Annotated in this window: 21 protein-coding genes; 16 read left to right on the plus strand and 5 right to left on the minus strand. The window is 69.5% G+C overall.

Features of this window, described 5'->3' with window-relative positions:
- Positions 1 to 108 precede the first annotated feature (108 nt).
- A complete protein-coding gene (locus NVV99_RS05705) occupies positions 109 to 813 on the plus strand; it encodes a DUF2334 domain-containing protein (RefSeq protein WP_024103003.1) in 705 nt (234 codons plus the stop codon).
- 58 nt (positions 814 to 871) lie between these two features.
- On the plus strand, positions 872 to 2,515 hold the full coding sequence (locus NVV99_RS05710) for an FAD-binding dehydrogenase (protein ID WP_024103004.1): 1,644 nt from the start codon (positions 872 to 874) through the stop codon (positions 2,513 to 2,515).
- A gap of 94 nt (positions 2,516 to 2,609) precedes the next feature.
- On the opposite strand, the gene NVV99_RS05715 is transcribed toward NVV99_RS05710, so the two are convergent.
- A complete protein-coding gene (locus tag NVV99_RS05715) occupies positions 2,610 to 3,254 on the minus strand; it encodes an MBL fold metallo-hydrolase (RefSeq protein WP_024103005.1) in 645 nt (214 codons plus the stop codon).
- 187 nt (positions 3,255 to 3,441) lie between these two features.
- Between NVV99_RS05715 and NVV99_RS05720 the strand changes: the two genes are divergently transcribed.
- The 12 genes from NVV99_RS05720 to purM all read left to right on the plus strand — a co-directional run bounded on the left by NVV99_RS05720 (position 3,442) and on the right by purM (position 15,720).
- Positions 3,442 to 3,837, plus strand: a complete 396-nt coding sequence (locus NVV99_RS05720) for an LLM class flavin-dependent oxidoreductase (protein ID WP_006551825.1) — start codon at positions 3,442 to 3,444, stop codon at positions 3,835 to 3,837.
- A gap of 126 nt (positions 3,838 to 3,963) precedes the next feature.
- Positions 3,964 to 4,209 (plus strand): phosphoribosylformylglycinamidine synthase subunit PurS, encoded by a 246-nt coding sequence (gene purS, locus NVV99_RS05725; protein WP_006551824.1) that lies wholly within the window; start codon positions 3,964 to 3,966, stop codon positions 4,207 to 4,209.
- A complete protein-coding gene (gene purQ, locus NVV99_RS05730) occupies positions 4,206 to 4,883 on the plus strand; it encodes a phosphoribosylformylglycinamidine synthase subunit PurQ (RefSeq protein ID WP_006551823.1) in 678 nt (225 codons plus the stop codon). Before purS ends, purQ begins: the two co-directional genes overlap by 4 nt.
- A 348-nt stretch (positions 4,884 to 5,231) precedes the next feature.
- Entirely contained in the window at positions 5,232 to 5,582 is a 351-nt protein-coding gene (locus NVV99_RS05735) for a VOC family protein (RefSeq protein ID WP_024103006.1), read from the plus strand.
- Between the two features lie 72 nt (positions 5,583 to 5,654).
- On the plus strand, positions 5,655 to 6,950 hold the full coding sequence (locus NVV99_RS05740) for a M18 family aminopeptidase (protein ID WP_024103007.1): 1,296 nt from the start codon (positions 5,655 to 5,657) through the stop codon (positions 6,948 to 6,950).
- A complete protein-coding gene (locus NVV99_RS05745; protein WP_231911980.1) occupies positions 6,947 to 7,621 on the plus strand; it encodes a Uma2 family endonuclease in 675 nt (224 codons plus the stop codon). The genes NVV99_RS05740 and NVV99_RS05745 overlap by 4 nt, the downstream gene beginning before the upstream one ends.
- Positions 7,622 to 7,688: 67 nt before the next feature.
- On the plus strand, positions 7,689 to 9,968 hold the full coding sequence (gene purL, locus NVV99_RS05750) for a phosphoribosylformylglycinamidine synthase subunit PurL (protein WP_024103009.1): 2,280 nt from the start codon (positions 7,689 to 7,691) through the stop codon (positions 9,966 to 9,968).
- Between the two features lie 2 nt (positions 9,969 to 9,970).
- Positions 9,971 to 11,746, plus strand: a complete 1,776-nt coding sequence (locus tag NVV99_RS05755) for an alpha/beta-hydrolase family protein (RefSeq protein WP_006551818.1) — start codon at positions 9,971 to 9,973, stop codon at positions 11,744 to 11,746.
- Positions 11,743 to 12,429: a CPBP family intramembrane glutamic endopeptidase gene (locus tag NVV99_RS05760; RefSeq protein WP_064255954.1), complete on the plus strand. Its 687-nt coding sequence runs from the start codon at positions 11,743 to 11,745 to the stop codon at positions 12,427 to 12,429. Before NVV99_RS05755 ends, NVV99_RS05760 begins: the two co-directional genes overlap by 4 nt.
- Positions 12,430 to 12,440: 11 nt before the next feature.
- Entirely contained in the window at positions 12,441 to 12,827 is a 387-nt protein-coding gene (locus NVV99_RS05765) for a sterol carrier family protein (RefSeq protein WP_024103011.1), read from the plus strand.
- 98 nt (positions 12,828 to 12,925) lie between these two features.
- Positions 12,926 to 14,509, plus strand: a complete 1,584-nt coding sequence (purF, locus tag NVV99_RS05770) for an amidophosphoribosyltransferase (RefSeq protein WP_006551815.1) — start codon at positions 12,926 to 12,928, stop codon at positions 14,507 to 14,509.
- 137 nt (positions 14,510 to 14,646) lie between these two features.
- Positions 14,647 to 15,720: a phosphoribosylformylglycinamidine cyclo-ligase gene (purM, locus tag NVV99_RS05775; protein ID WP_006551814.1), complete on the plus strand. Its 1,074-nt coding sequence runs from the start codon at positions 14,647 to 14,649 to the stop codon at positions 15,718 to 15,720.
- A 225-nt stretch (positions 15,721 to 15,945) separates the two neighbouring features.
- On the opposite strand, the gene NVV99_RS05780 is transcribed toward purM, so the two are convergent.
- The 4 genes from NVV99_RS05780 to NVV99_RS05795 form a co-directional block, all read right to left on the minus strand.
- Complete coding sequence (locus tag NVV99_RS05780) at positions 15,946 to 16,137, minus strand: DUF3073 domain-containing protein (RefSeq protein WP_006551813.1); 192 nt, start codon at positions 16,135 to 16,137, stop codon at positions 15,946 to 15,948.
- Positions 16,138 to 16,331: 194 nt separating this feature from the next.
- On the minus strand, positions 16,332 to 17,312 hold the full coding sequence (locus NVV99_RS05785) for an asparaginase (protein WP_006551812.1): 981 nt from the start codon (positions 17,310 to 17,312) through the stop codon (positions 16,332 to 16,334).
- Positions 17,309 to 18,013 (minus strand): MOSC domain-containing protein, encoded by a 705-nt coding sequence (locus NVV99_RS05790; protein WP_024103012.1) that lies wholly within the window; start codon positions 18,011 to 18,013, stop codon positions 17,309 to 17,311. The genes NVV99_RS05785 and NVV99_RS05790 overlap by 4 nt, the downstream gene beginning before the upstream one ends.
- Positions 18,010 to 19,140 carry a folate-binding protein YgfZ gene (locus tag NVV99_RS05795; protein ID WP_019290027.1) on the minus strand — a complete coding sequence of 377 codons (1,131 nt, stop codon included), beginning with the start codon at positions 19,138 to 19,140 and terminating at the stop codon, positions 18,010 to 18,012. Before NVV99_RS05795 ends, NVV99_RS05790 begins: the two co-directional genes overlap by 4 nt.
- Before the next feature lie 56 nt (positions 19,141 to 19,196).
- On the opposite strand from NVV99_RS05795, the gene NVV99_RS05800 reads away from it, so the two are divergent.
- The gene (locus NVV99_RS05800; RefSeq protein ID WP_024103013.1) at positions 19,197 to 20,051 is read left to right on the plus strand and encodes an aminodeoxychorismate lyase; all 855 of its coding nucleotides are present in this window, start codon (positions 19,197 to 19,199) and stop codon (positions 20,049 to 20,051) included.
- Positions 20,052 to 20,292: 241 nt separating this feature from the next.
- Positions 20,293 to 21,792, plus strand: a complete 1,500-nt coding sequence (locus NVV99_RS05805; protein ID WP_024103014.1) for a cytochrome ubiquinol oxidase subunit I — start codon at positions 20,293 to 20,295, stop codon at positions 21,790 to 21,792.
- Positions 21,793 to 21,799: the final 7 nt, after the last annotated feature.

Raw genomic sequence — 21,799 nt, forward strand, 5'->3', positions numbered from 1 at the left:
CGTCGACACTGTCCCGATGAACGGGATGCGGATCGCCGGCCCGAGTCTTCATCCGGACTTCCCGGTCGGGCAGGACGCCGTTCACCCGAGTGCAGCAGGCTCGGGGGCATGAGCGGACGGATGATCGTGTCGGTGTCGGGGATCCGGGACGTCACGCGCGACCTCGTGGACGCCTTCGCCCGTGAGACGGACGCGCGTGGGGTGCCGTTGTCGCTGTTCGTCGCACCCCGCCTGAAAGACCACTACCGCCTCGTGCGGGATCCGGCGACGCAGGAGTGGCTGCTCGAGCGACGCGAGGGCGGCGACGCGATCGTGCTGCACGGTTACGACCAGGCGGCGACGAAGCGACGTCGCGCCGAGTTCGCGACGCTGCCCGAGCACGAAGCACGGTTGCGCCTGCTCGCCGCCGACCGTGTGCTCGAGGAGACCGGACTGCGCACCCGGCTGTTCGCACCACCGCGATGGCGCGCGTCGCCGGGCGCAGTGACAGCACTTCCGCAGGTCGGTTTCCGGATGATGGCGGACAACGCGGGGATCCACGATCTGGTGGCGGGCACCGTGACGAAGACGCGGCTGTACGCGCTCGGTGACGGTGCGGGGTCGGACGTGTGGCGCTGCCGCGCGATGGTGATGGGCGCGTCGCGGACGGCGCGGCGCGGGGAGCTGCTGCGTCTGGCGATCGCCGCTCCCCGGCTCGCCGAGTCCGGACCCCGGCAGGCGATCCTCGACGCCGTCGACCTCGCGCTGCACCACGGTGCCGAACCGACCGTCCACGCCTGGCGGCCGCGTCCGTCGAACAGCCGCGTGGCGTGATCCCGCCTGGCCCGCCGGTGCTCCCGGTCGCCGCATCCGCTCGGTAATGTTGGCGGCCATGGATGCTGACGTGATCGTGGTGGGGGCGGGACTCGCGGGGCTCGTGGCGGTCGGTGAACTGATCGACGCCGGTCGCAACGTTCTGCTGGTCGATCAGGAGAACTCGAACAACATTGGTGGGCAGGCCTTCTGGTCGTTCGGTGGGTTGTTCTTCGTCGACAGTCCCGAACAGCGACGACTCGGGATCAAGGATTCCTACGAACTCGCCTTGCAGGACTGGATGGGGACCGCCGGCTTCGACCGCGAGATCGAGGACCGCTGGCCGCGGCGCTGGGCCCAGGCCTATGTCGAGTTCGCCGCGGGGGAGAAGCACGCCTGGCTCAAGCAGCGCGGGCTGAAGATCTTCCCGATGGTCAACTGGGCCGAACGCGGCGGATACGACGCTGCAGGGCACGGCAACTCGGTCCCGCGATTCCACATCACCTGGGGTACCGGTCCGGGCCTCGTCGAGATCTTCGAGCGCAAGCTCCGCGAAGGCGTCGAACGCGGTCTCGTCACGCTGAAGCACCGCCACCGGGTCGACGAACTCGTCGTCACCGACGGCGCCGCCACCGGTGTGCGCGGAGCGATCCTCGAGCCCGCCGACGCGGCGCGCGGCGTGGCGTCCTCCCGCACCGTCGTCGGGGAGTTCGAGTTCTCCGCCGGAGCCGTCATCGTCACCTCCGGCGGTATCGGCGGCAACTACGACCTCGTGAAGAAGAACTGGCCGAAGCGGATGGGGGAGCCGCCGAAGCACATGCTCAGCGGTGTGCCCGCGCACGTCGACGGCCGGATGCTCGAGATCACCGAGAAGGCCGGCGGGAACATCGTCAACCGCGACCGCATGTGGCACTACACCGAGGGCATCACCAACTACGACCCGGTGTGGCCCGATCACGGCATCCGCATCCTGCCCGGCCCGTCCTCGCTGTGGCTCGACGCCACCGGCAAGCGGTTGCCGGTGCCGTTGTTCCCCGGCTTCGACACGCTCGGCACCCTCGAGTACATCGTGAGCACCGGCTACGACCACACTTGGTTCGTGCTCGACCAGAAGATCATCGAGAAGGAATTCGGGCTCTCCGGCTCCGAGCAGAATCCCGACCTCACCGGGCGCAGCCTCCGCCTGCTGCTGCAGCGGGTCAGGTCGGGTGCTCCCGGACCGGTCGAGGCCTTCAAGGAGCGCGGTGTCGACTTCGTCGTCCGCGACACGCTCGCCGATCTCGTGGCGGGCATGAACGAACTCACCCCCGAGGCGCCGCTCGACTACGAGCAGGTGCGTTCGGTGGTCGAGGCCCGCGACCGCGAGATGGACAACAAGTACACCAAAGACCTGCAGGTCGCGGCGGTGCGCTCGGCGCGGGCCTACGCACCCGACCGCGTCGTCCGCATCGCGGCGCCGCACCGGATCCTCGACCCCAAGGCCGGACCGCTCATCGCGGTCAAGCTGCACCTGCTCACCCGCAAGACGCTCGGCGGGCTCGAGACCGACCTGTCGTCGCGCGTGCTGCGGTCGGACGGGTCGGTCTTCGACGGCCTCTTCGCCGCCGGTGAGGTCGCCGGCTTCGGTGGTGGCGGCGTCCACGGCTACCGGTCGCTCGAGGGCACCTTCCTCGGCGGATGCATCTTCTCGGGCCGGGCGGCGGGTCGCGCCGCCGCCCGCTGAACCTCCCGTCGGCGTCGACTGGGACAGCAGAGCGCGAAACGGTCGTAGGAGCGCGAAACATCCCGCGCCGACGACCGTTTCGCGCTCCGCAGCGTCAGACCTCGACGCCGTCTTCGTGCGGCAGCACGCGGAATTCGGTGCCCTCCGGCGCCATCTCGCTGTACCGGCCGTAGAAGATGCCGCGACCGTTGTCGTTGACGATGCCCTGGTGGATCGGCACGGCGACCCGCGGGTTCACCGCGCGCAGGTAGTCGATCGCCTCCCAGATCTTGAGCCACGGCGCGGTCGACGGCAGGGCCAGCACGTCGACGCGCTCGTGCGGGATGTACAGCGAGTCGCCGGGGTGCAGCAGCCGCGACGGATTCTCGTCGTCGCCCACGAGGAAGGCCGTGTTGTCGATGACGGGCATGTCGGGGTGGATCACCGCGTGCCGTCCGCCGGTGCCGCGTACGGTCAGCGAACCCACCGAGAAGGCGTCGCCGGGACGCACCGCGGTCCAGTCGTCGTCGAGCAGGTTCGCCGACTGCGGGTCGGAGAACAACTGCGCTCCGGGGTTGGCCTCGAGGAGCGCGGGCAACCGGGTGGTATCGGCGTGGTCGGGATGCTGGTGGGTCACGAGGATCGCGTCGAGTCCGGTGATGCCCTCGAACCCGTGGGAGAAATTTCCGGGGTCGAAAAGGAGCTTCGCGCCGAGGTGTTCGACGAGGATGCAGGAATGGCCGAAATGGGTCAGTTGCATGTCGTCGAGTATGCCGTCGGGAGGAGCCCGATGACCGACTACGGACAGGAACTCCGCTTCGGCAGCTTCGTCACGCCGTCCGCTGCCGATCCGGCGGGCGTCGTCGACCTCGCCGTGGTGTCGGAGAGCGCCTGGACCGCATCGCAGCCCCGGCGAAGCGGTCGACGCACTGATCGAGGCGATCGAGGTGATCCGTGCTCTGTGGTCGGACGAGAAGGGCGCGGCCGGGATCGACGGCACGTACTACCGGCTGACCGGCGCGAAGCGGGGCCCGTTCCCCGCGCACGCTCTCGGCATCTGGCTCGGCGCCTACGGCAAGCGGATGCTCGACGTCACCGGCCGCTTCGCCGGCGGATGGCTGCCGAGTTCGTTCGCCGCCGGGCCCGAGAAGCTGGGGGAGATGAGCGCCCGCGTCGACGAGGGTGCGCACCGTGCCGGGCGTGATCCCGCCGCGATCCGCCGGCTCTACAACATCTCCGGCACCTTCGCGGAGACCGCGGACGGGTCGCGGTCCGACCTCGAACGTTTCGCCGGTGAGGTCGCGCCCCGCGTGCGCGAACTCGTTGCTGCCGAGCGGCGTTGAACGGGGGTGACGGGTCTCGCACGAGCGGGACCTCGGCCGATGCCCTTCCCGGTGGCCACGGCCGGTAAACTGCTGGATGTCCGGTGTCCGTCCCCGGGCGCCAGCACTACTACCGAGGAGCAGCACGTGGCGCGTGTCGTCGTCGAAGTCATGCCCAAAGCCGAGATTCTCGACCCCCAGGGTCAGGCCATCACCGGGGCGCTGTCGCGGCTGGGCTTCGCGGGCGTGACCGACGTCCGTCAGGGTAAGCGTTTCGAGCTCGAGGTCGACGGCAGCGTCGGCGACGAGGAGCTCGAGAAGATCGCCGAGTCGTTGCTCGCCAACACGGTGATCGAGGACTGGGCCATCCGGCGGATCGACGGTGACGCATGAGCGCACGCATCGGAGTCATCACCTTCCCGGGCACGCTCGACGACGTCGACGCCTCCCGCGCGGTGAAGCTCGCCGGTGGTGAGGCCGTGAGCCTGTGGCACGGGGACGCCGATCTCAAGGGGGTCGACGCGGTGATCGTGCCCGGCGGCTTCTCCTACGGCGACTACCTGCGCTGCGGTGCCATCGCACGGTTCGCACCGGTGATGGGCAAGGTCGTCGAGGCCGCGCAGAAGGGCATGCCCGTCCTCGGCATCTGCAACGGCTTCCAGGTGCTGTGCGAGGCGGGTCTGCTGCCCGGCGCGCTCACCCGCAACGCCGGTCTGCACTTCGTCTGCCGCGACGAGTGGCTGAAGGTCGAGTCGAACACCACCGCGTGGACCTCGCGCTACGAGGCCGGCGCCGAGATCCTCATCCCGCTCAAGTCGGGTGAGGGCCGCTACCAGGCATCGGAGAAGGTGCTCGACGAGCTCGAGGGTGAAGGTCGCGTGGTGTTCCGCTTCGCGGGCGACAACCCGAACGGTTCGCAGCGCGGCATCGCCGGCATCTCGTCGGCGAACGGCCGGGTCGTCGGTCTCATGCCGCACCCCGAGCACGCCACCGAGGCGCTCACCGGCCCCAGCGATGACGGACTCGGCATGTTCTACAGCGTGCTGGACGCGGTCGTCAACGCGTGACCGCCTGACCGGAATTTTCCGGCGAAGCCCCCATCGACCCTCCCGGGTCGTGGGGGCGTCGCTCGTTCCGGCGGGCTCGAGGAATCCTTCGAACCGAAGTTCCGGAACAGGAGAGACGGAACGAGGGACCCCGCCACCGTCCCGATCGGCTGCGGAATCCCTCGTCCCTACAACCCGGAGCTCGACCCCCCGATCAAGTCCCGGGCGCGATGTCGTCGTCATCCCCCATGCGCGACATCGCGGATCAGTCTGCCGGAGCCGAATCGTCCTGTCCTGAGTAGGACTACCCAAATCGGACCTGTCCGTCGACGGGCGTTGCGTGTCGGTCCCCGGCGGTACCGTCGCGCCATGACAGCGACCATTGCGATGATCACCTTCGACACGACCGATCCGGCTCCGATCGCGAGATGGTGGGCCGAGCGTACGGGCGGCCGCATCGAGCAGGAGAACGACGGCTGGTTCTTCATCGTCGCCCTGCCACAGGGCATCAGGCTGGGCTTCCAGAAGGTGTCCGATCCGACACCCGGGAAGAACCGCGTGCACCTCGATCTCGCCGCCCCCGACCTCGACGCCGAGGTCGAGCGCTTCGTGCAGGCCGGCGCGAAGGAGGTCCACCGTGAGGACATGGGCGACGACTTCCGCTGGGTGACGCTCGCCGACCCCGAGGGCAACCTGTTCTGCGTCGCCGAGGGGCACTGACACTCGGTACGAGGAGAGCGGGCCGGCGCTTTCGGTCGGCGCTCCCGCTGTCCGTGATGCGAAGATGCAGTCATGTCTTCCACGCGTGCCGATGCTCGGGGTCTCTGTAATTTCGTCGACCTGTCGCCGTCGCCGTTCCACGTCTGCGCCACCGTCGCCGCGGCGCTGACCGAGGCGGGCTTCGTCGAACTGCACGAGCAGCAGGCCTGGCCCGCCGAACCGGGACGCTTCTTCCTGATACGCGGCGGGTCGCTGATCGCATGGAGCACCGAGGGTGTCGCCGACGATCCGGCCGCACCCTTCCGCATCGTCGGCGGGCACACCGACAGCCCCAACCTGCGCGTCAAGCAGCATCCCGACCTCACATCGGCGGGCTGGCGGATGGTGGGACTCGAACCGTACGGCGGTGCGTGGCTCAACTCGTGGCTCGACCGCGACCTCGGCATCTCCGGCCGCTTCACCGTGCGCGCGGCGGAGACGACCGAGGACGTCCTCGTCCGAGTCGACGCGCCGGTCCTGCGTGTCCCGCAGCTCGCCATCCACCTGTCCGAGGACCGCAAGGGCGTCCAGCTCGACCCGCAGCGCCACGTCAACGGCGTCTGGGGAGTCGGCACCGAACCGCGCTCGTTCATCGCGTGGGTCGCCGAGCAGCACGGAATCGACCCGGGCGCGGTGCTCGGCTGGGAACTGATGACCCACGACCTCGCACCGAGCGCGGTCGTCGGGCCGGGCCGCGACCTGGTCAGCGCACCGCGTCTCGACAACCAGGGCACCTGCTACGCCGGACTGCACGCCCTTCTCGCCGCCGTGGCACACGTCGCAGCGCACGGTGGCCCGATGCCGCTCCTCGCCCTGTTCGACCACGAGGAGGTCGGCAGCATGTCCGACCGCGGCGCCTTCTCGGAACTGCTCGACACCGTCCTCGAACGGATCGTCCTGCTCCGGGGTGGCGGCCGGGAGGAGTTCCTCCGCGCCCGCGCCGGCTCGATCGTCGCGTCCGGCGACATGGCGCACGCCACGCACCCCAACTACCCCGAGCGGCACGAACCCGCCCACCGCATCGCGGTCAACGGCGGACCGGTCCTGAAGGTGAACCAGAACCTGCGCTACGCGAGCGACGCGACCGGCGCCGGAGCCTTCGCGCTGGCCTGCGAGCAGGCGGGGGTCCCGCTGCAGCGGTACGTGCACCGCGCCGACCTGCCGTGCGGCTCGACGATCGGCCCGATCACCGCGTCGAGGACCGGCATCACGACCGTCGACGTCGGCGCCCCGCAGCTCGCCATGCACTCGGCGCGCGAGTTCATGGGCGCGGACGACGTGGCCAGCTATGCGCAGGCGCTGACCGCTTTCCTGACCCCGGCATCGTGACCGCGTTCGCCCGCCCCGAAGCACCCGCCGGTGACACACTGAAGACGGTCGTGTCCGGTCGGAGAGAACGGGGGAATGCAGTGGACGTCCCGTCCTACCCCGATCATCTGCTGTCCCTCGACGAGTGGGCGGCCCTGCCCGAATCCGACGGGCACCATGTGGAGGTGTGCGAGGGCGTGCTCCTCGCCGCGCCTGCGCCGGGGGCGGCGCACGATCATGCCGCGGTGACCCTGGCGTTGCTCCTCGACGAGAAGCTGCCCGACGAATGGTGCGCGCTCGGAGGCGTCGAGGTGCTGGTCGCGGAGAAGCCGCTGACGGTGCGGTGCCCCGACGTGATCGTCGTGGGACGCTCCCTCGTCGACGCCGATCCCGATCGGGCGCCGATCTCCGAGGTGAAGCTGGTCGTGGAGGTCACCGTCGACGGCACGGCCCGCACCGACCGCGTCACGAAGTTCTCCGAATACGCGGAGGCCGGCGTCCCGCAGTACTGGATCGTCGATCTCGGCGGACCGCCGGTGATCGCGACCTTCACGCTCGTCGACGGGTGGTACCGATTCGACGGGGAGCACTCGGGCACCGTCACCCTCGATGCGCTGGGCACCGAGGTGGCCGTCACACCGTCGGGGCTCGTGCCCGCACCGGTGAACCCCGTCGCGCCTGCACAACGATAGACTGATCCGCGGCAGTTCCCGCCCGGCCTGCCGTTTTCGATCCCAGAGTGAAGGGACCCGACGCCCAGTGTCACCGCACGTGGATACCGTCTCCCACGCCGCCGAAACCCCCGACGCCGCTCAGCCCTATCGGGAGCTGGGTCTGAAGGAAGACGAGTACACCCGGATCAAGGAGATCCTGGGCCGTCGCCCCACCGACGCCGAACTCGCCATGTACTCGGTGATGTGGTCCGAACACTGCTCGTACAAGTCGTCGAAGGTGCACCTGCGCTATTTCGGCGAGACCACCACCGACGAGATGCGTGAGTCGATGCTCGCGGGCATCGGTGAGAACGCCGGCGTCGTCGACATCGGCGACGGCTGGGCCGTCACCTTCAAGGTCGAGTCGCACAACCACCCGTCCTACATCGAGCCGTACCAGGGCGCCGCGACCGGCGTGGGCGGCATCGTCCGCGACATCATGGCCATGGGCGCCCGCCCGATCGCCGTGATGGACCAGCTCCGCTTCGGCGCCGCCGATCACCCCGACACCCGTCGCGTCGTCGACGGTGTCGTGCGCGGTGTCGGCGGCTACGGCAACTCCCTGGGCCTGCCCAACGTCGGTGGCGAGACCGTCTTCGACGCCTCCTACCAAGGCAACCCGCTCGTGAACGCGCTGTGCGCGGGTGCGATGCGCGTGGAGGACCTGCACCTCGCCCACGCTTCCGGCACGGGCAACAAGGTCATCCTGTTCGGTGCCCGCACCGGCCTCGACGGCATCGGCGGCGTGTCCGTCCTCGCCTCCGAGACCTTCGACGACAGCGCCGGCGGCCGCCCCAAGAAGCTCCCGAGCGTGCAGGTGGGCGACCCCTTCACCGAGAAGGTGCTCATCGAGTGCTGCCTCGACCTCTACCGCGAGAAGCTCGTCGTCGGCATCCAGGACCTCGGCGGTGCCGGTCTGTCCTGCGCGACCTCCGAGCTCGCCGCCGCCGGCGACGGTGGCATGCACATCAACCTCGAGCGTGTCCCGACGCGCGCGAAGGGCATGACCCCGGCCGAGGTGCTGTCCTCGGAGTCGCAGGAACGCATGTGCGCGGTCGTCACGCCCGACAACGTCGACGCCTTCATGGACGTCTGCAAGAAGTGGGACGTCCTGGCCACCGTCATCGGTGAGGTCACCGACGGCGACCGCCTCGTCATCGATTGGCACGGCGAGACCGTCGTCGACGTGCCGCCGCGCACGGTCGCGCACGAGGGCCCGGTCTACGAGCGCCCCGTCGAGCGCCCGGCCTCGCAGGACGAGCTGATCGCGAACACCACCGCCGGCCTGAAGCGTCCGGAGACCGCCGACGAGCTGCGCGAGACGCTGCTGAAGATGCTCGCGTCGCCGGCGCTGTGCAGCCGCAAGTGGATCACCGAGCAGTACGACCGCTACGTGCGCGGCAACACGGTGCTCGCCGAGAACGCCGACGCCGGTGTGGTCCGTATCGACGAGGAGACCGGCCGCGGCATCGCGCTCGCGACCGACGCTTCGGGCCGCTACACGCAGCTCGATCCGTACACGGGCGCCCAGCTCGCCCTCGCCGAGGCCTACCGCAACGTCGCCGTCACCGGTTCGACGCCGAAGGCCGTCTCGAACTGCCTGAACTTCGGTTCGCCCGAGGACCCCGGCGTGATGTGGCAGTTCCAGCAGGCCGTGCGCGGCCTCGCGGACGGCTGCGCGAAGCTCGGCATCCCCGTCACCGGTGGCAACGTCAGCTTCTACAACCAGACCGGCGCCACCGCGATCCTGCCGACCCCGGTCGTCGCGGTGCTCGGTGTGATCGACGATGTGCACCGTCGCATCCCCACCGGCGTCGGCCTCGAGCCGGGCGAGACGCTGATCCTGCTCGGCGAGACCCGCGACGAGTTCGACGGCTCCATCTGGGCGCAGGTCGAACACGACCACCTCGGTGGTGTCCCGCCGAAGGTCGATCTCGACCGTGAGCGGCTGCTGTCGGAGATCCTCACCGCCGGTTCGCGCGACGGCCTGATCTCCGCCGCACACGACCTGTCCGAGGGTGGTCTCGCGCAGGCCGTCGTCGAGGCCGCACTCGCAGGCGAGACCGGCTGCCGCGTGCTGCTCCCCGAGGGCGCCGATCCGTTCGTGACGTTGTTCTCCGAATCGGCCGGCCGCGTGCTCGTGGCCGTGCCGCGCACCGAGGAATCGCGCTTCACGGGCATGTGCACCGCACGCAACATGCCGTGGGTGCGCATCGGCGTCGTCGACGAGGGATCCGACTCCGTCGAGATCCAGGGCCTGTTCTCGATCCCCATGACCGAGCTGCGCGAGGTGTGGGAAGGGACCCTGCCTGCCCTGTTCGGGTAACCGTGCCGGCCACCCAGGTCGATCGACTGGCGGCGTTCGAGGCCCGGCAGGGCCGGATCATCGCCGCGGTCACCGACTTCGGTGAGCGCCACCCCCTCACCGCGCGGGTGTGGGGGTGGCTCGGCCTGGACTTCACGGGCGTCGCCTTCGCCGCGCTGTTCTTCTGCTGGTCGCTGACGCCGTCGCTGCTTCCGCGCGACTGGCTCTTCCAGGGCCTGATCGGCGGCATCAACGCCACGATCGGGTACGGCGTCGGATGCGTCGTCGGCTGGCCCGTGGCCCGCTTCCTGCTCCCCGCGTGGCGATGGTGGCCGCCGCCGTTGCCTGTGCTGCGTGCCATCAAGGTCGCGGTTCCGGTCGCGGCCGTTCTCGCGTCGCTCGTCGCGCTCGTGCTCTCCGCCGGCGAGCAACGCCAGCTCGCCGCCCTGATGGGTGTCGAGGGCACCACGACCTCGGGATATCTGCGCACCATCGTGCTGAGCGTCGCGGTCGCTGCCGCCCTCATCGCTCTGTGGCGCGGCTTGCGCGACATCGTCCGCTGGGTGTCGATGCTGCTCATGCGCCGCACCCGGATGCCGCTCGGTCTCGCCCGCACGCTCGGCGTTCTCGTCGTCGTGCTGGCGACCTTCATGCTCATCGACGGCGTGCTCGTCCGAGGCTCCTACGCGATCGTCAATCAGGCGTTCGGCCTGGAGGACGACACCACTCGTCCCGGGGCGATCCAACCGGTCGACCCCGCAAAGTCCGGCAGTCCCGAGTCCCTCGCGGCCTGGGAGACGCTCGGATTCGAGGGTCGCAACTTCGTCTCGCGAGGACTCGACGCCGAGGAACTGACCGCCGTCAACGGCAGTCCCGCACCGGAACCGATCCGCGTGTACGTCGGTCTCGACACCGCACCCACCCCGGAAGAACGCATCGACCTCGTCCTCGCGGAACTCGAGCGGACCGGTGCCTTCGACCGCTCGACGCTCGTCCTGATCCCCACCACCGGCACCGGCTGGGTCAATCCCACCGCGGCCCGCGCGATGGAGCTCGTGCACAACGGCGACCTGGCGATGGTGGCCTGGCAGTACTCCTACCTCCCGAGCTGGATCTCCTTCCTCGCCGACCGTGAGAAGGCTGCGGCCGCAGGCAAGATGCTGATCGAGCGGGTACACGAACGCTGGTCGCAGCTGCCCGAGGACGACCGCCCCGATCTGTTCCTCTACGGCGAGAGCCTCGGCACGCAGTCGGGGGAGGGTGCCTTCGACAGCCTTGCCGAGATCCGCGCCCAGATGGACGGGGTGTTGTGGGTGGGCCCGCCCAACTCCAACCGTCTGTGGCGGCAGCTCGTCGAGCGCCGCGATCCCGGCACGACCGAGGTGCAACCGGTGTACGCGGACGGTCTCGTCGTGCGCTTCGCAGACAGCCGGGAGGCGATCCACGAGCCCGACACACCGTGGCTGTCGCCGCGCGTGCTCTACATCCAGCACGCCTCGGATCCCGTCGTCTGGTGGTCGCCGGACCTGTTGTTCTCCCGCCCCGACTGGCTGTCGGAGCCGCCCGGACGCGACCGGCTGCCGCAGATGCGGTGGTTCCCCTTCGTCACCTTCTGGCAGGTCTCCGCAGACCTCACCAACGCTGCCGGCGTCCCCGACGGACACGGCCACAACTACGGGTCGGCGGTGCTCGAGGGATGGATCGAGATCACCCAGCCCGAGGGCTGGACCGAGAACGACACCGAGCGGGTGCGCATCGCCCTCGAGGCGTTCGCGGAGGACGACGGGCCCGAGAAATGACATCGCGAGTCGCTGCAGTGACCGGCACCGCCGTGAGCTGCACCGCTGCGGGATGTGCCGCCGCGCTGGTCGCGTGGAACAACCTCGTCCTCCCGGCGATGGATCTCGGTCCGCGCGGCCGGGCCGCAGCGAACGCCGGATTCGGAGTCGCGCTCGCCGCGGCGACCCGCGCGGCCGGGGTCTCCGCAACCGAGCTCGGCTGGCGCGGGGCAGGGAAGGGCCTGCGGTGGGGGACCGCGTCGGTGGTCCTGCCCGTCGCGGCCTACACGGTGATGCTCGCCGTCCCACCCGTACGACGGCGGATGGCCGCCGGAGCGCGACGCGCCGACCACACCGAGTGGGTCTTCGTGCACATCCCCTTCGGGACGGTCCTGGCCGAGGAGCTGCTGTTCCGATCGGTTCTGTACGCACTGACCCGCCGCGAGTCACGGAGGTGGCACCGGGTGCTGACCTCGGTAGCCTTCGGGCTCTGGCACGTCGCCCCCGCCCGGCACGCCGGGGACTCGGTGCCCGGAACCGTCGCGCTCACCGCCCTGAGCGGGGTGGTGTTCGACGAACTGCGACGACGGACCGGCAGCGTCGTCGCGCCGATGCTCCTGCACCTGGCGATCAACGCCGGCGGGGCCGTCGCCGTGGGCATCGCGACGAGGCTGCGTACTTCCGAGCGCGACGCGCGTCGCTAGGGTGTGCTGCCATGGCACCCCGGAGACCCGTCGATCCCGCCGAACTGCGCGCAGCTCTCGAACGGGTGGGTCCGTGGATGAGGGGGGAGAGCGACGAGAAACCGCCGCGCTCCGATCTCGCCGCCGCTGTGCGGCTCAGTGCCCGCAGCCTCGAGCAGATAGCCCCTGGGTCGAGTGTGGAGGTTAGGGTGCCGCCTTTCGTGGCCGTCCAGTGCATCGAAGGCCCGCGTCACACGCGGGGGACACCACCGAACGTCGTCGAGACCGATCCGCGGACGTGGCTGCGTCTGGTGGTCGGCAGCATCGATTTCGCCGGGGCCGTGGACTCGGGTGCGGTGGAGGCGTCGGGTGGGCGCGCAGCGGAGATCGGACGGCTGCTCCCGATCGCCCGACTCTGACGTTTGCCGGGGTTCACGCCGGGCGTCCGGGAAGAAGCACCCCGCGCTGCCCGTAGAATGGGGGGAGCCCCGCTTGTCCAGCCTCAGGGAGCACGTCCGTGACCAGTGCCGATCTGTCGGTCCACACACGTAATCTTCTCGCCTCCACCGAACCCGAGAACGAACCCCGCGAAGAGTGCGGAGTGTTCGGAGTGTGGGCTCCCGGCGAGGACGTGTCGAAGCTCACTTACTACGGTCTTTATGCGCTGCAGCACCGAGGGCAGGAAGCTGCGGGCATCGCCGTGGCCGACGGTTCGCAGGTGCTCGTGTTCAAGGATCTCGGTCTCGTCAGCCAGGTCTTCGACGAGCAGACGCTCGCCGCGATGACCGGCCACATCGCCATCGGCCACTGCCGTTATTCCACAACCGGGTCGACGACCTGGGAGAACGCGCAGCCGATCTTCCGCACCACCGCCGCCGGCTCGGGCGTCGCGCTCGGCCACAACGGCAACCTCGTCAACACCGCCGAACTCGCCGAACGCGGACGTCGTCTCGGCGTGCTCGATCCCACACGGCCCGGTGCGGCGAACTCCGACTCCGACACCGTCGGTGCGTTGCTCGCTCACGGCGCGAAGGACAGCACGATCGAAGAGGCCGCGATGAAGCTGCTCCCGCAGCTGCGCGGCGCGTTCTGCCTGACCTTCATGGACGAGCACACCCTCTACGCGGCCCGCGACCCCTGGGGTATCCGCCCGCTGTGCCTCGGACGCCTCGACCGCGGCTGGGTCGTCGCCAGCGAGACCGCCGCCCTCGACATCGTCGGTGCCTCCTTCGTTCGCGACATCGAGCCCGGCGAACTGCTCGCGATCGACGCGGACGGTGTGCGCTCGTCGCGCTTCGCGAACCCCGAACCCAAGGGCTGCGTCTTCGAGTACGTCTACCTCGCGCGCCCCGACTCGACCATCGCCGGTCGCTCCGTCCACGCGACCCGCGTGGAGATCGGCCGCCGGCTCGCGAAGGAACACCCGATCGACGGCGATCTGGTCATCCCGGTACCCGAGTCGGGCACCCCGGCCGCCGTCGGTTACGCGCAGGGCTCGGGGATCCCGTACGGCCAGGGCCTGATGAAGAACGCCTACGTCGGCCGCACCTTCATCCAGCCCAGCCAGACCATCCGCCAGCTCGGTATCCGGCTCAAGCTCAACCCGTTGCGCGAGGTGATCCGCGGTAAGCGCCTCGTCGTCGTCGACGACTCGATCGTGCGTGGCAACACCCAGCGCGCCCTGATCCGCATGCTGCGCGAGGCCGGTGCTCTCGAGATCCACGTGCGCATCGCCTCGCCGCCGGTCAAGTGGCCCTGCTTCTACGGCATCGACTTCGCGTCGCCGGCCGAGCTGATCGCCAATGGTGCAGGTACCCGCGACACCGTCGAGGAGGGGCACGACTACGACGAGATGGTCGAGATGGTGCGCAGGTCGATCGGTGCCGACTCGCTCGGCTACATCTCGATCGACGGCATGATCGGCGCCACCGAGCAGCCCGCATCCCGTTTGTGCGCTGCATGTTTCGACGGCCACTACCCGATCGCCCTCCCCAGCGAACACCAGGCGGGCAAGGACGTCCTCGCCGGCGTCGTCGACACCGATTCGGCCACCCCGACCGTGTTGGACAACGACAACGCGGACGTTCTCAGTCGGCCGTAGAAGCTGGTCGGGTACCGTAAGTGCCGCGGTCGGCACGGTTCGGCGTGCGTTTCGCATGCCCGGACGCAGGTGTGCCTGCCCGCATGTAGCCAGATATTTCACGACAAGACACAACTCGAGGCTGGAGCCGACAACTCATGACCGAGGACGCAACCCCCGGAGCTTCCTACGCCGCGGCGGGCGTGGACATCGAGGCCGGTGACCGAGCCGTCGAACTGTTCGCCCCGCACGCGAAGAGGGCCACCCGCCCGGAGGTCATGGGCGGCCTGGGTGGGTTCGCCGGTCTGTTCGCGCTCAAGGACGGATACAAGGAGCCGCTGCTCGCGGCGTCCACCGACGGTGTCGGCACCAAGCTCGCGGTGGCGCAGGCACTCGACAAGCACGACACGGTCGGTCTCGACCTCGTCGCCATGGTCGTCGACGACCTTGTGGTCTGCGGCGCCGAGCCGCTCTTCCTGCAGGACTACATCGCCGTCGGCCGCGTGGTGCCCGAGCGGGTCGCGGAGATCGTCGCCGGCATCGCCGAGGGCTGCGTCCAGGCCGGCTGCGCGCTGCTCGGTGGCGAGACCGCCGAGCACCCGGGCGTCATGGCCGCCGACGACTACGACCTGTCCGCGACCGGCGTGGGTGTCGTCGAGGCCCAGAAGCTGCTCGGACCCGACCGCGTGCGCCCCGGCGACGTCGTCATCGCGATGGGCGCCTCGGGTCTGCACTCGAACGGCTACTCGCTCGCCCGCAAGGTGCTGCTCGACATCGGCAAGATGAGCCTGACGGCGCACGTCGACGAGTTCGGTCGCACCCTCGGCGAGGAGCTGCTCGAGCCCACCCGTATCTACGCCAAGGACTGCCTCGCGCTCGCCGCCGAGACCGAGGTGCGTACCTTCTGCCACGTCACCGGTGGTGGTCTCGCCGCGAACCTCGCGCGCGTGATGCCCAAGGGGCTCGTCGCAGAGCTCGACCGCACCACCTGGAGCCCGGCTCCGGTCTTCGGCCTCATCGCGCAGCGCGGACGGGTCGAGCGGGTCGAGATGGAGAAGACCTTCAACATGGGCGTCGGCATGGTGGCCATCGTGGCCCCCGAGGACGTCGACCGGGCTCTGGCGGTGCTCACCGCCCGGCACATCGACTGCTGGACGCTCGGCACGGTCCGCAAGGCGCAGGACGGCGCCGACGAGCGCGCGGTGCTGCTCGGAGACCACCCGCGCTTCTGACGGGCGCGCGTCGCCCGACGCGAACACGACGAAAGGCCGGTTCCCCCAGGATGAATGGGGGAACCGGCCTTTCGGCTACTGCCGTGTTGTGAACTCGGAAGTCACAGGCTCGAAGGCTGCGGACGGTGACGAGCGCCGTCCGGCCTCGCGTCGAACGCCGACCACACCACCGACGGAGGGGGAGCCGAAAGTCGGCCTCCCCCTCCGTCGGAGAGTGATATCAGGTCAGCGACGCCAGTCGTCGTCGTAGTCGTCGTCCCAACCGGAACGTTGCTCGGCGAAGACTTCGTCCCGCTGCGAGTTGGTTGCTCCGCCAGACAGCTCTCGCTGGAGGCTCTCGAAGTCGGTGGACGGCGAGCTGTACTTGAGTTGCCGTGCAACCTTGGTCTGCTTTGCCTTAGCCCGGCCGCGGCCCATGGCCAACCCCCTCGCGCTTTGACGGGGCGGCCTGGGGAAAAGTGGCGGCCCCGGTGTGTTGAGTATTTTCCTGACGCCCACTTTAGCGTGGAAACTTCGGTTGCGCCTCCACACACCCGGCTGGGCCGGTGTCCGTTACGCCTCATAACGACCCGACCTGCATGAATGCTGTTGAAATGTGATAGAGATGCCCTTCAGAACACCCCCGGGACGGCCCGGACGGTGCCGACTCGCACGCCACCACCGAAGACCGGTGCCGACGAGAGCACCGCCAGCCGTTCGGAATCGAAGGTCGCGGCGTTCGCGGCGGCACCCGCTCCGAGGCGGTGGAGCAGGGCCGCGGTGAGCGGGAGGCGTGCCCGCTCGTGCCCGTCGTCGATCTTGAAGGCGAAAGATGTGCCGTCCGGCAGCGCGCCGGCGTGGATCCCGTCGGCGCCCGCCTTGCACAGCAGACCGCCCACCGCGCGCATGAGCTTCAGATCGTCCTTGCCGGTGCCGGAGATCAGGAACGGATGCTCGCGCACCGCGTCGGCGACGGCGCGCTCGGGCGTGCCGACCTCCGCCGTCGCGAGCCGCGAGTAGGCGCGGGCGAGATTGAACAGGGGGACGGGCACGATCGGCAGACCACAGCCGTCGATTCCGAGATCGGTGTCCTCGATGTCGCCGGTCAGTTCGAGGATCGTCTCGGTCACCAGCTGCTGCAGCGGGTGGCCGGCGTCGGTGTAGCCGTCGGTGTCCCAGCCGTTCGCCGCGCACGCCGCGAGCATCGCCGCGTGCTTGCCCGAGCAGTTCATGTAGATCGACCGCGGCGTGCGTCCGGCGGCGAGCACCTCGGCGCGGGTGAGTTCGTTGCCGGGCAGATCCGTCGGGCAGCGCAGGTCCTTCTCGGTGAAACCGGCACCGGACAGGATCCGCTCGACGGCCTCCACGTGGTCGGCCTCACCTTCGTGCGACGCCGTGGCGATCGCGAGTTCGGCGGAGTCGCGGGGGACGAAGCCGGCGCGCAGCAGCGCGACCGCCTGCATCGGCTTGTTCGACGACCGCGGATAGATCGGCGTGTGCACCTCGCCCAGCGAGACGAGGACCTCGCCGTCCGGGTCCAGAACGATCAGCGAGCCGCGGTGGATGCACTCCCGGAAGCCCGAGCGCACCACCTCGACCAGTTCGACGCTCAACGACTCTCTCCCTTCCGTGCCCGCCCCTCCTGTGGTCGTCCGGCGAGGCGGCGGGCCTTGTCGGCGACGCTGGGAGCGATGTCGGCCTGCTGCTCGAGCATCGCGGCGACCCGCTCGTGGCCCTGCCCGGTGAACAGATCGCGCACCGTGGCCGCGTGGGAGGGGACGTGCTCGACGACGATGCGGTCGCCCGCGGCCACCGGTCCCTCGGAGATCACCTTCAGGTACGCGCCGCAATCGCCGCGAGCGACGAACCGGGTGGCCCAGTCGCCCTCCTCCGAACGGATCGCGAAGGTGCGGCAAGGGGTACGGGGGCCGGTCACCTCGAGGAGCAGACCGCCGTCGCCGACGCGCCACCGCTCGCCGATGACGGCGTCGGTGGGGGAGAACCCGGCGACGTGCAGATTCTCGCCGAACCAGCCGATGGGCAGTTCCCGGTCGAGTTCGGTGCCCCAGCGGCGCGACTCGTCCTGAGAGAAGGCGTAGACGGCCTTGTGGACGCCGCCGTGGTTGGCGGTGTCGCACTGGCGGTCGCCGGTCAAGCCGAGCTCGCCGACGTGCACCGGCCCGTCGACGGGACGCTTGTCGATCGCGGTGACGGGATTACGCCGCAGTCCGGTCTCGTGCAGCGTGTGCACGACGCAGACCGCTGCGACGGTCCCCGAGGTCGCCGGCCGCGTGCCGGCCGTCTCGGCGGTCACCGGCCGCGCAATCGGTCGACCGCCGCCCTTCCTGCCTGGATGCCGTCGTCGGGAGGGATGGAGTCGGGGTCGATGGACGCCGCGCACGGTCCTGCGACGAGGGCCGTGTCGGGCGTGATGGTGCGCTTGACGAGCGCAAGCGCGATCGGCCCGAGTTCGTGATGGTCGACGATCGTGCCGATGCGTCCGACCGCGCGACCTCCGGCGGTGATGTCGTCGCCCGTCTCGGGTCGTCCGTCGGCCGAGCCGTCGAGATGGAGAAGGACGAGATGTCGCGGGGGCTTGCCGAGGTTGTGGACCCGCGCGACGGTCTCCTGACCGCGGTAGCAGCCCTTGTCGAGGTGGACGGCGCCGTACTGCTCGGGTCCGCCGACCCAGCGGGCCTCGTGGGGGATGGTGCGCTCGTCGGTATCGACACCGATCCGGGGACGGACCGCTTCGACGCGCAGGGCCTCGAACGCCCAGCTGCCGGCCGGACGCGCGCCGGCGTCCCGCAGGGCGGTGAAGATCGCGGTGAGCGACTCGCGTGGCACCAGGAGGTCGAAGGAGTGCTCGGTGGGCCACGGCATGCGGCGGACGAAGCCACCGGCGGGCAGGGCGACGGCGGCATAGTGTTCGGCCGGCAGCGCGTCGATCCCGAGCACGGCGAGCACGGCGGGGCTGCCGGCATCCGGCCCGAGGAGGCTCAGGACCGCGAGTTCGTTGCCGTCGCGGGGTTCTGCCTTCGCCCAGAACACCATCTTCTTCAGGAAGGCCAGCAGGTCGGGTCCGCGGTCGGCTTCGGTGTCGATCCACGTCACGCCGTCGAGGTCGGTCTGCACGAAGTGGTGTTCGACGCGGCCGTTCGCGTCGAGGCTCAGGTTCTCGGCGGAGGTGCCGTTCGGGAGCGACGCGATGTGCTGGCTGGAAATGGTGTGCAGCCAGCTCAGGCGTTCGTCGCCCGGAACAGCGAGGACGAAGCGGGTGGAACGGTCGACCACGGCGGCGGACGTGGCGGCGGCACGTTGCTCGCCGAGCGGGTCGCCGTAATGCCAGGGAAGTCCGGCATCGGGCCCGCCGGAAGGCGAGGCGACTGCGCCGGGAAGTGCGAGAAGGGCGCTTTCGGACACGATCGGAGACTCGGTCACGACACCAGTCTATGGGGAACCGGCCGACAGGTCTGCCAGTGGCTAGGCTGAGCGCCATGGCTGAGCGGGTGCTGGTGACGCTGGACGGCGAGGTGAGGGATGCGGACGCACCCCTTCTGCACGCCGACGATTTCGGTGTTCTTCGTGGCGACGGGGTGTTCGAGACGTTGCTCGTGCGAGGCGGCCGGGCGCGTGCGCTCGAACTGCATCTCGCCCGGCTCGCGGCGTCCGCGGCCGCCGCACAGTTGCCCGAACCCGATCGCGACGACTGGCGGCTCGCCGTCGACGTGGCACTCGAACAGTGGGGCGCCGAGCAGGAGGGCGTGCTGCGCCTGGTCTACACGCGTGGTCGTGAGGGCGCCGACACGCCGACGGCCTTCCTGCTCGTGACGCCGGTGGCCGAGCGTGTCGGCATCGCACGGCGCGACGGCGTGTCCGTGGTGACCCTCGAACGGGGTTTTTCGACCGATCTGGCGCAGAAGGCGCCGTGGCAGCTCCTCGGTGCCAAGACGTTGTCGTACGCGACGAACATGGCGGCACTGCGTCACGCCGAGTCGGTCGGCGCCGACGACGTGATCTTCGTCAGTGCCGAGGGCTACGTGCTCGAGGGTCCGCGGTCGACGGTGCTCGTCGCGCGTGGCCGGACATTGCTCACTCCGCCGCCGGAGCAGGGGATCCTCCCCGGCACCACGCAGCAGGCACTGTTCGACCTGGCGGGGGAGCGGGACTTCACGGTCCGGTACGAGCCGCTGCGCCCGGCGGATCTCGTCGTCGCCGACGGTCTCTGGCTGATCTCCAGCGTGGCGCTCGCGGTGCGGGTGCACACCCTCAACGGGCACGCGCTGGTCTCGCGGGTCCAGGAGGGCGAGATCGAAGGCCTCGTCGACGAGGCGGTCGACGCCGCTTCGTGAGCGAATCGGTCGATACAGCTTCCTGAGTGGCGGCGGGTGTGCCCCCGCGGGTGATCCGTATCCGATGTGACGTGAGTCCGATGTGTCGGGCGACACGAACCTGTCCCACTTCGCGCAATCGCTACTACATTCGGTAGTAGCAAGGCCGGAGCAGTACTACCGGCGTGTCTTCGCGAACGAGAACCGCAGCGTCGGCCCCGCTCTGGATCTCCGTATCGACCGGGCCTCACTCGGAGTGGCAATGGACGTCTTGGATCTGTCCCGGTGGCAGTTCGGGATCACGACGGTGTATCACTTCATCCTCGTGCCGTTGACGATCGGCCTCGCGCCGCTCGTCGCGATCATGCAGACGATGTGGGTGGTCACCGGCAAGGATCACTGGTACCGCCTCACGAAGTTCTTCGGGAAGATGTTCCTGATCAACTTCGCGCTCGGTGTCGCGACCGGCATCGTGCAGGAATTCCAATTCGGCATGAACTGGAGCGAGTACTCCCGCTTCGTCGGCGACGTCTTCGGCGCACCCCTCGCCCTCGAAGGTCTCGTCGCCTTCTTCATGGAGTCGACCTTCCTCGGCCTGTGGATCTTCGGCTGGACGCGCCTGCCGAAACTCGTGCACCTCGCGACCATCTGGCTCGTCGCGATCGGCGTGAACGCCTCCGCCTTCTTCATCATCGCGGCGAACTCGTTCATGCAGCATCCCGTCGGGGCCACCTACAACCCCGAGACCGGCCGCGCCGAGCTGACGAGCATCTGGGAACTGCTCACCAACAACACCGCGCTCGCAGCCTTCCCCCACGCGGTCGCCGGCGGATTCCTCACCGCCGCAACCTTCGTCGCCGGCATCGGTGGCTGGTGGATGGTCCGCAACATGCGACGCGCCGCCGAGATCCGCACCTCGGAACCCGAGGAGGCCCAGCGCCTCGAGAACGACGCCCGCGGACTGTTCCGCCCCGCGACCCGCCTCGGCCTGATGGTCATGATCATCTCGGGCATCGGGTTGTTCGTCACCGGTGACGTCCAGGCCAAGCTCATGTTCGAGCAGCAACCGATGAAGATGGCCTCGGCCGAGTCGCTGTGCCACACCGAGACCGACCCCAACTTCTCGATCCTCACGATCGGCACGCACAACGACTGCGACGGCGTGATCCACGTCCTCGACGTGCCCTACGTGCTGTCCTTCCTCGCGCAGGGCGAGTTCAGCGGCGTGACCCTCCAGGGCGTCGAGGACCTGCAGGCGCAGTACGAACAGCAATTCGGCCCCGGCAACTACAAGCCCAACCTGTTCGTCACCTACTGGTCGTTCCGCGCGATGATCGGCCTCGCCGCCGGTTCCGCGGCCCTGGCCCTGGCCGGGCTGTGGGTCACCCGCGGCGGCCGGGTGCCCGACCAGAGGTGGTTCTCGACGCTGTCGCTCGTCGCGATCCCCACGCCCTTCCTCGCCAACAGTGCGGGCTGGATCTTCACCGAGATGGGCCGGCAGCCCTGGGTGGTGCATCCGAATCCCACGGGCGTGGACAGGATCCGGCTCACCGTCGACCAGGGTGTCTCCGATCATGCGGCAGGAACGGTGCTCACCTCGCTGATCGCCTTCACCCTCGTCTACGCAGCGCTCGGCGTGGTGTGGTTCTGGCTCATCCGCAAGTACGCGATGGAAGGCCCGCAGGAGCACGACGCGCAACCGCCGGGCTCCGACGACGACACCGACGACACGCAGCCGAAACAGCTGTCCTTCGCGTACTAGGAGTGGG

It is taken from the genome of Rhodococcus sp. PAE-6, assembly GCF_025290685.1.
GTDB lineage: Bacteria > Actinomycetota > Actinomycetes > Mycobacteriales > Mycobacteriaceae > Rhodococcus > Rhodococcus pyridinivorans.

What these genes read in the sequence shown, in the direction of transcription:
- NVV99_RS05805 (WP_024103014.1), top strand. Translation starts at nt 20,293, where the DNA reads ATGGACGTCTTGGATCTGTCCCGGTGGCAGTTCGGGATCACGACGGTG.
- NVV99_RS05780 (WP_006551813.1), bottom strand. Translation starts at nt 16,137, where the DNA reads ATGGGCCGCGGCCGGGCTAAGGCAAAGCAGACCAAGGTTGCACGGCAA.
- NVV99_RS05715 (WP_024103005.1), bottom strand. Translation starts at nt 3,254, where the DNA reads ATGCAACTGACCCATTTCGGCCATTCCTGCATCCTCGTCGAACACCTC.
- NVV99_RS05760 (WP_064255954.1), top strand. Translation starts at nt 11,743, where the DNA reads ATGACATCGCGAGTCGCTGCAGTGACCGGCACCGCCGTGAGCTGCACC.
- NVV99_RS05765 (WP_024103011.1), top strand. Translation starts at nt 12,441, where the DNA reads ATGGCACCCCGGAGACCCGTCGATCCCGCCGAACTGCGCGCAGCTCTC.
- purQ (WP_006551823.1), top strand. Translation starts at nt 4,206, where the DNA reads ATGAGCGCACGCATCGGAGTCATCACCTTCCCGGGCACGCTCGACGAC.
- NVV99_RS05800 (WP_024103013.1), top strand. Translation starts at nt 19,197, where the DNA reads ATGGCTGAGCGGGTGCTGGTGACGCTGGACGGCGAGGTGAGGGATGCG.
- NVV99_RS05735 (WP_024103006.1), top strand. Translation starts at nt 5,232, where the DNA reads ATGACAGCGACCATTGCGATGATCACCTTCGACACGACCGATCCGGCT.
- NVV99_RS05740 (WP_024103007.1), top strand. Translation starts at nt 5,655, where the DNA reads ATGTCTTCCACGCGTGCCGATGCTCGGGGTCTCTGTAATTTCGTCGAC.
- NVV99_RS05705 (WP_024103003.1), top strand. Translation starts at nt 109, where the DNA reads ATGAGCGGACGGATGATCGTGTCGGTGTCGGGGATCCGGGACGTCACG.
- purM (WP_006551814.1), top strand. Translation starts at nt 14,647, where the DNA reads ATGACCGAGGACGCAACCCCCGGAGCTTCCTACGCCGCGGCGGGCGTG.
- NVV99_RS05710 (WP_024103004.1), top strand. Translation starts at nt 872, where the DNA reads ATGGATGCTGACGTGATCGTGGTGGGGGCGGGACTCGCGGGGCTCGTG.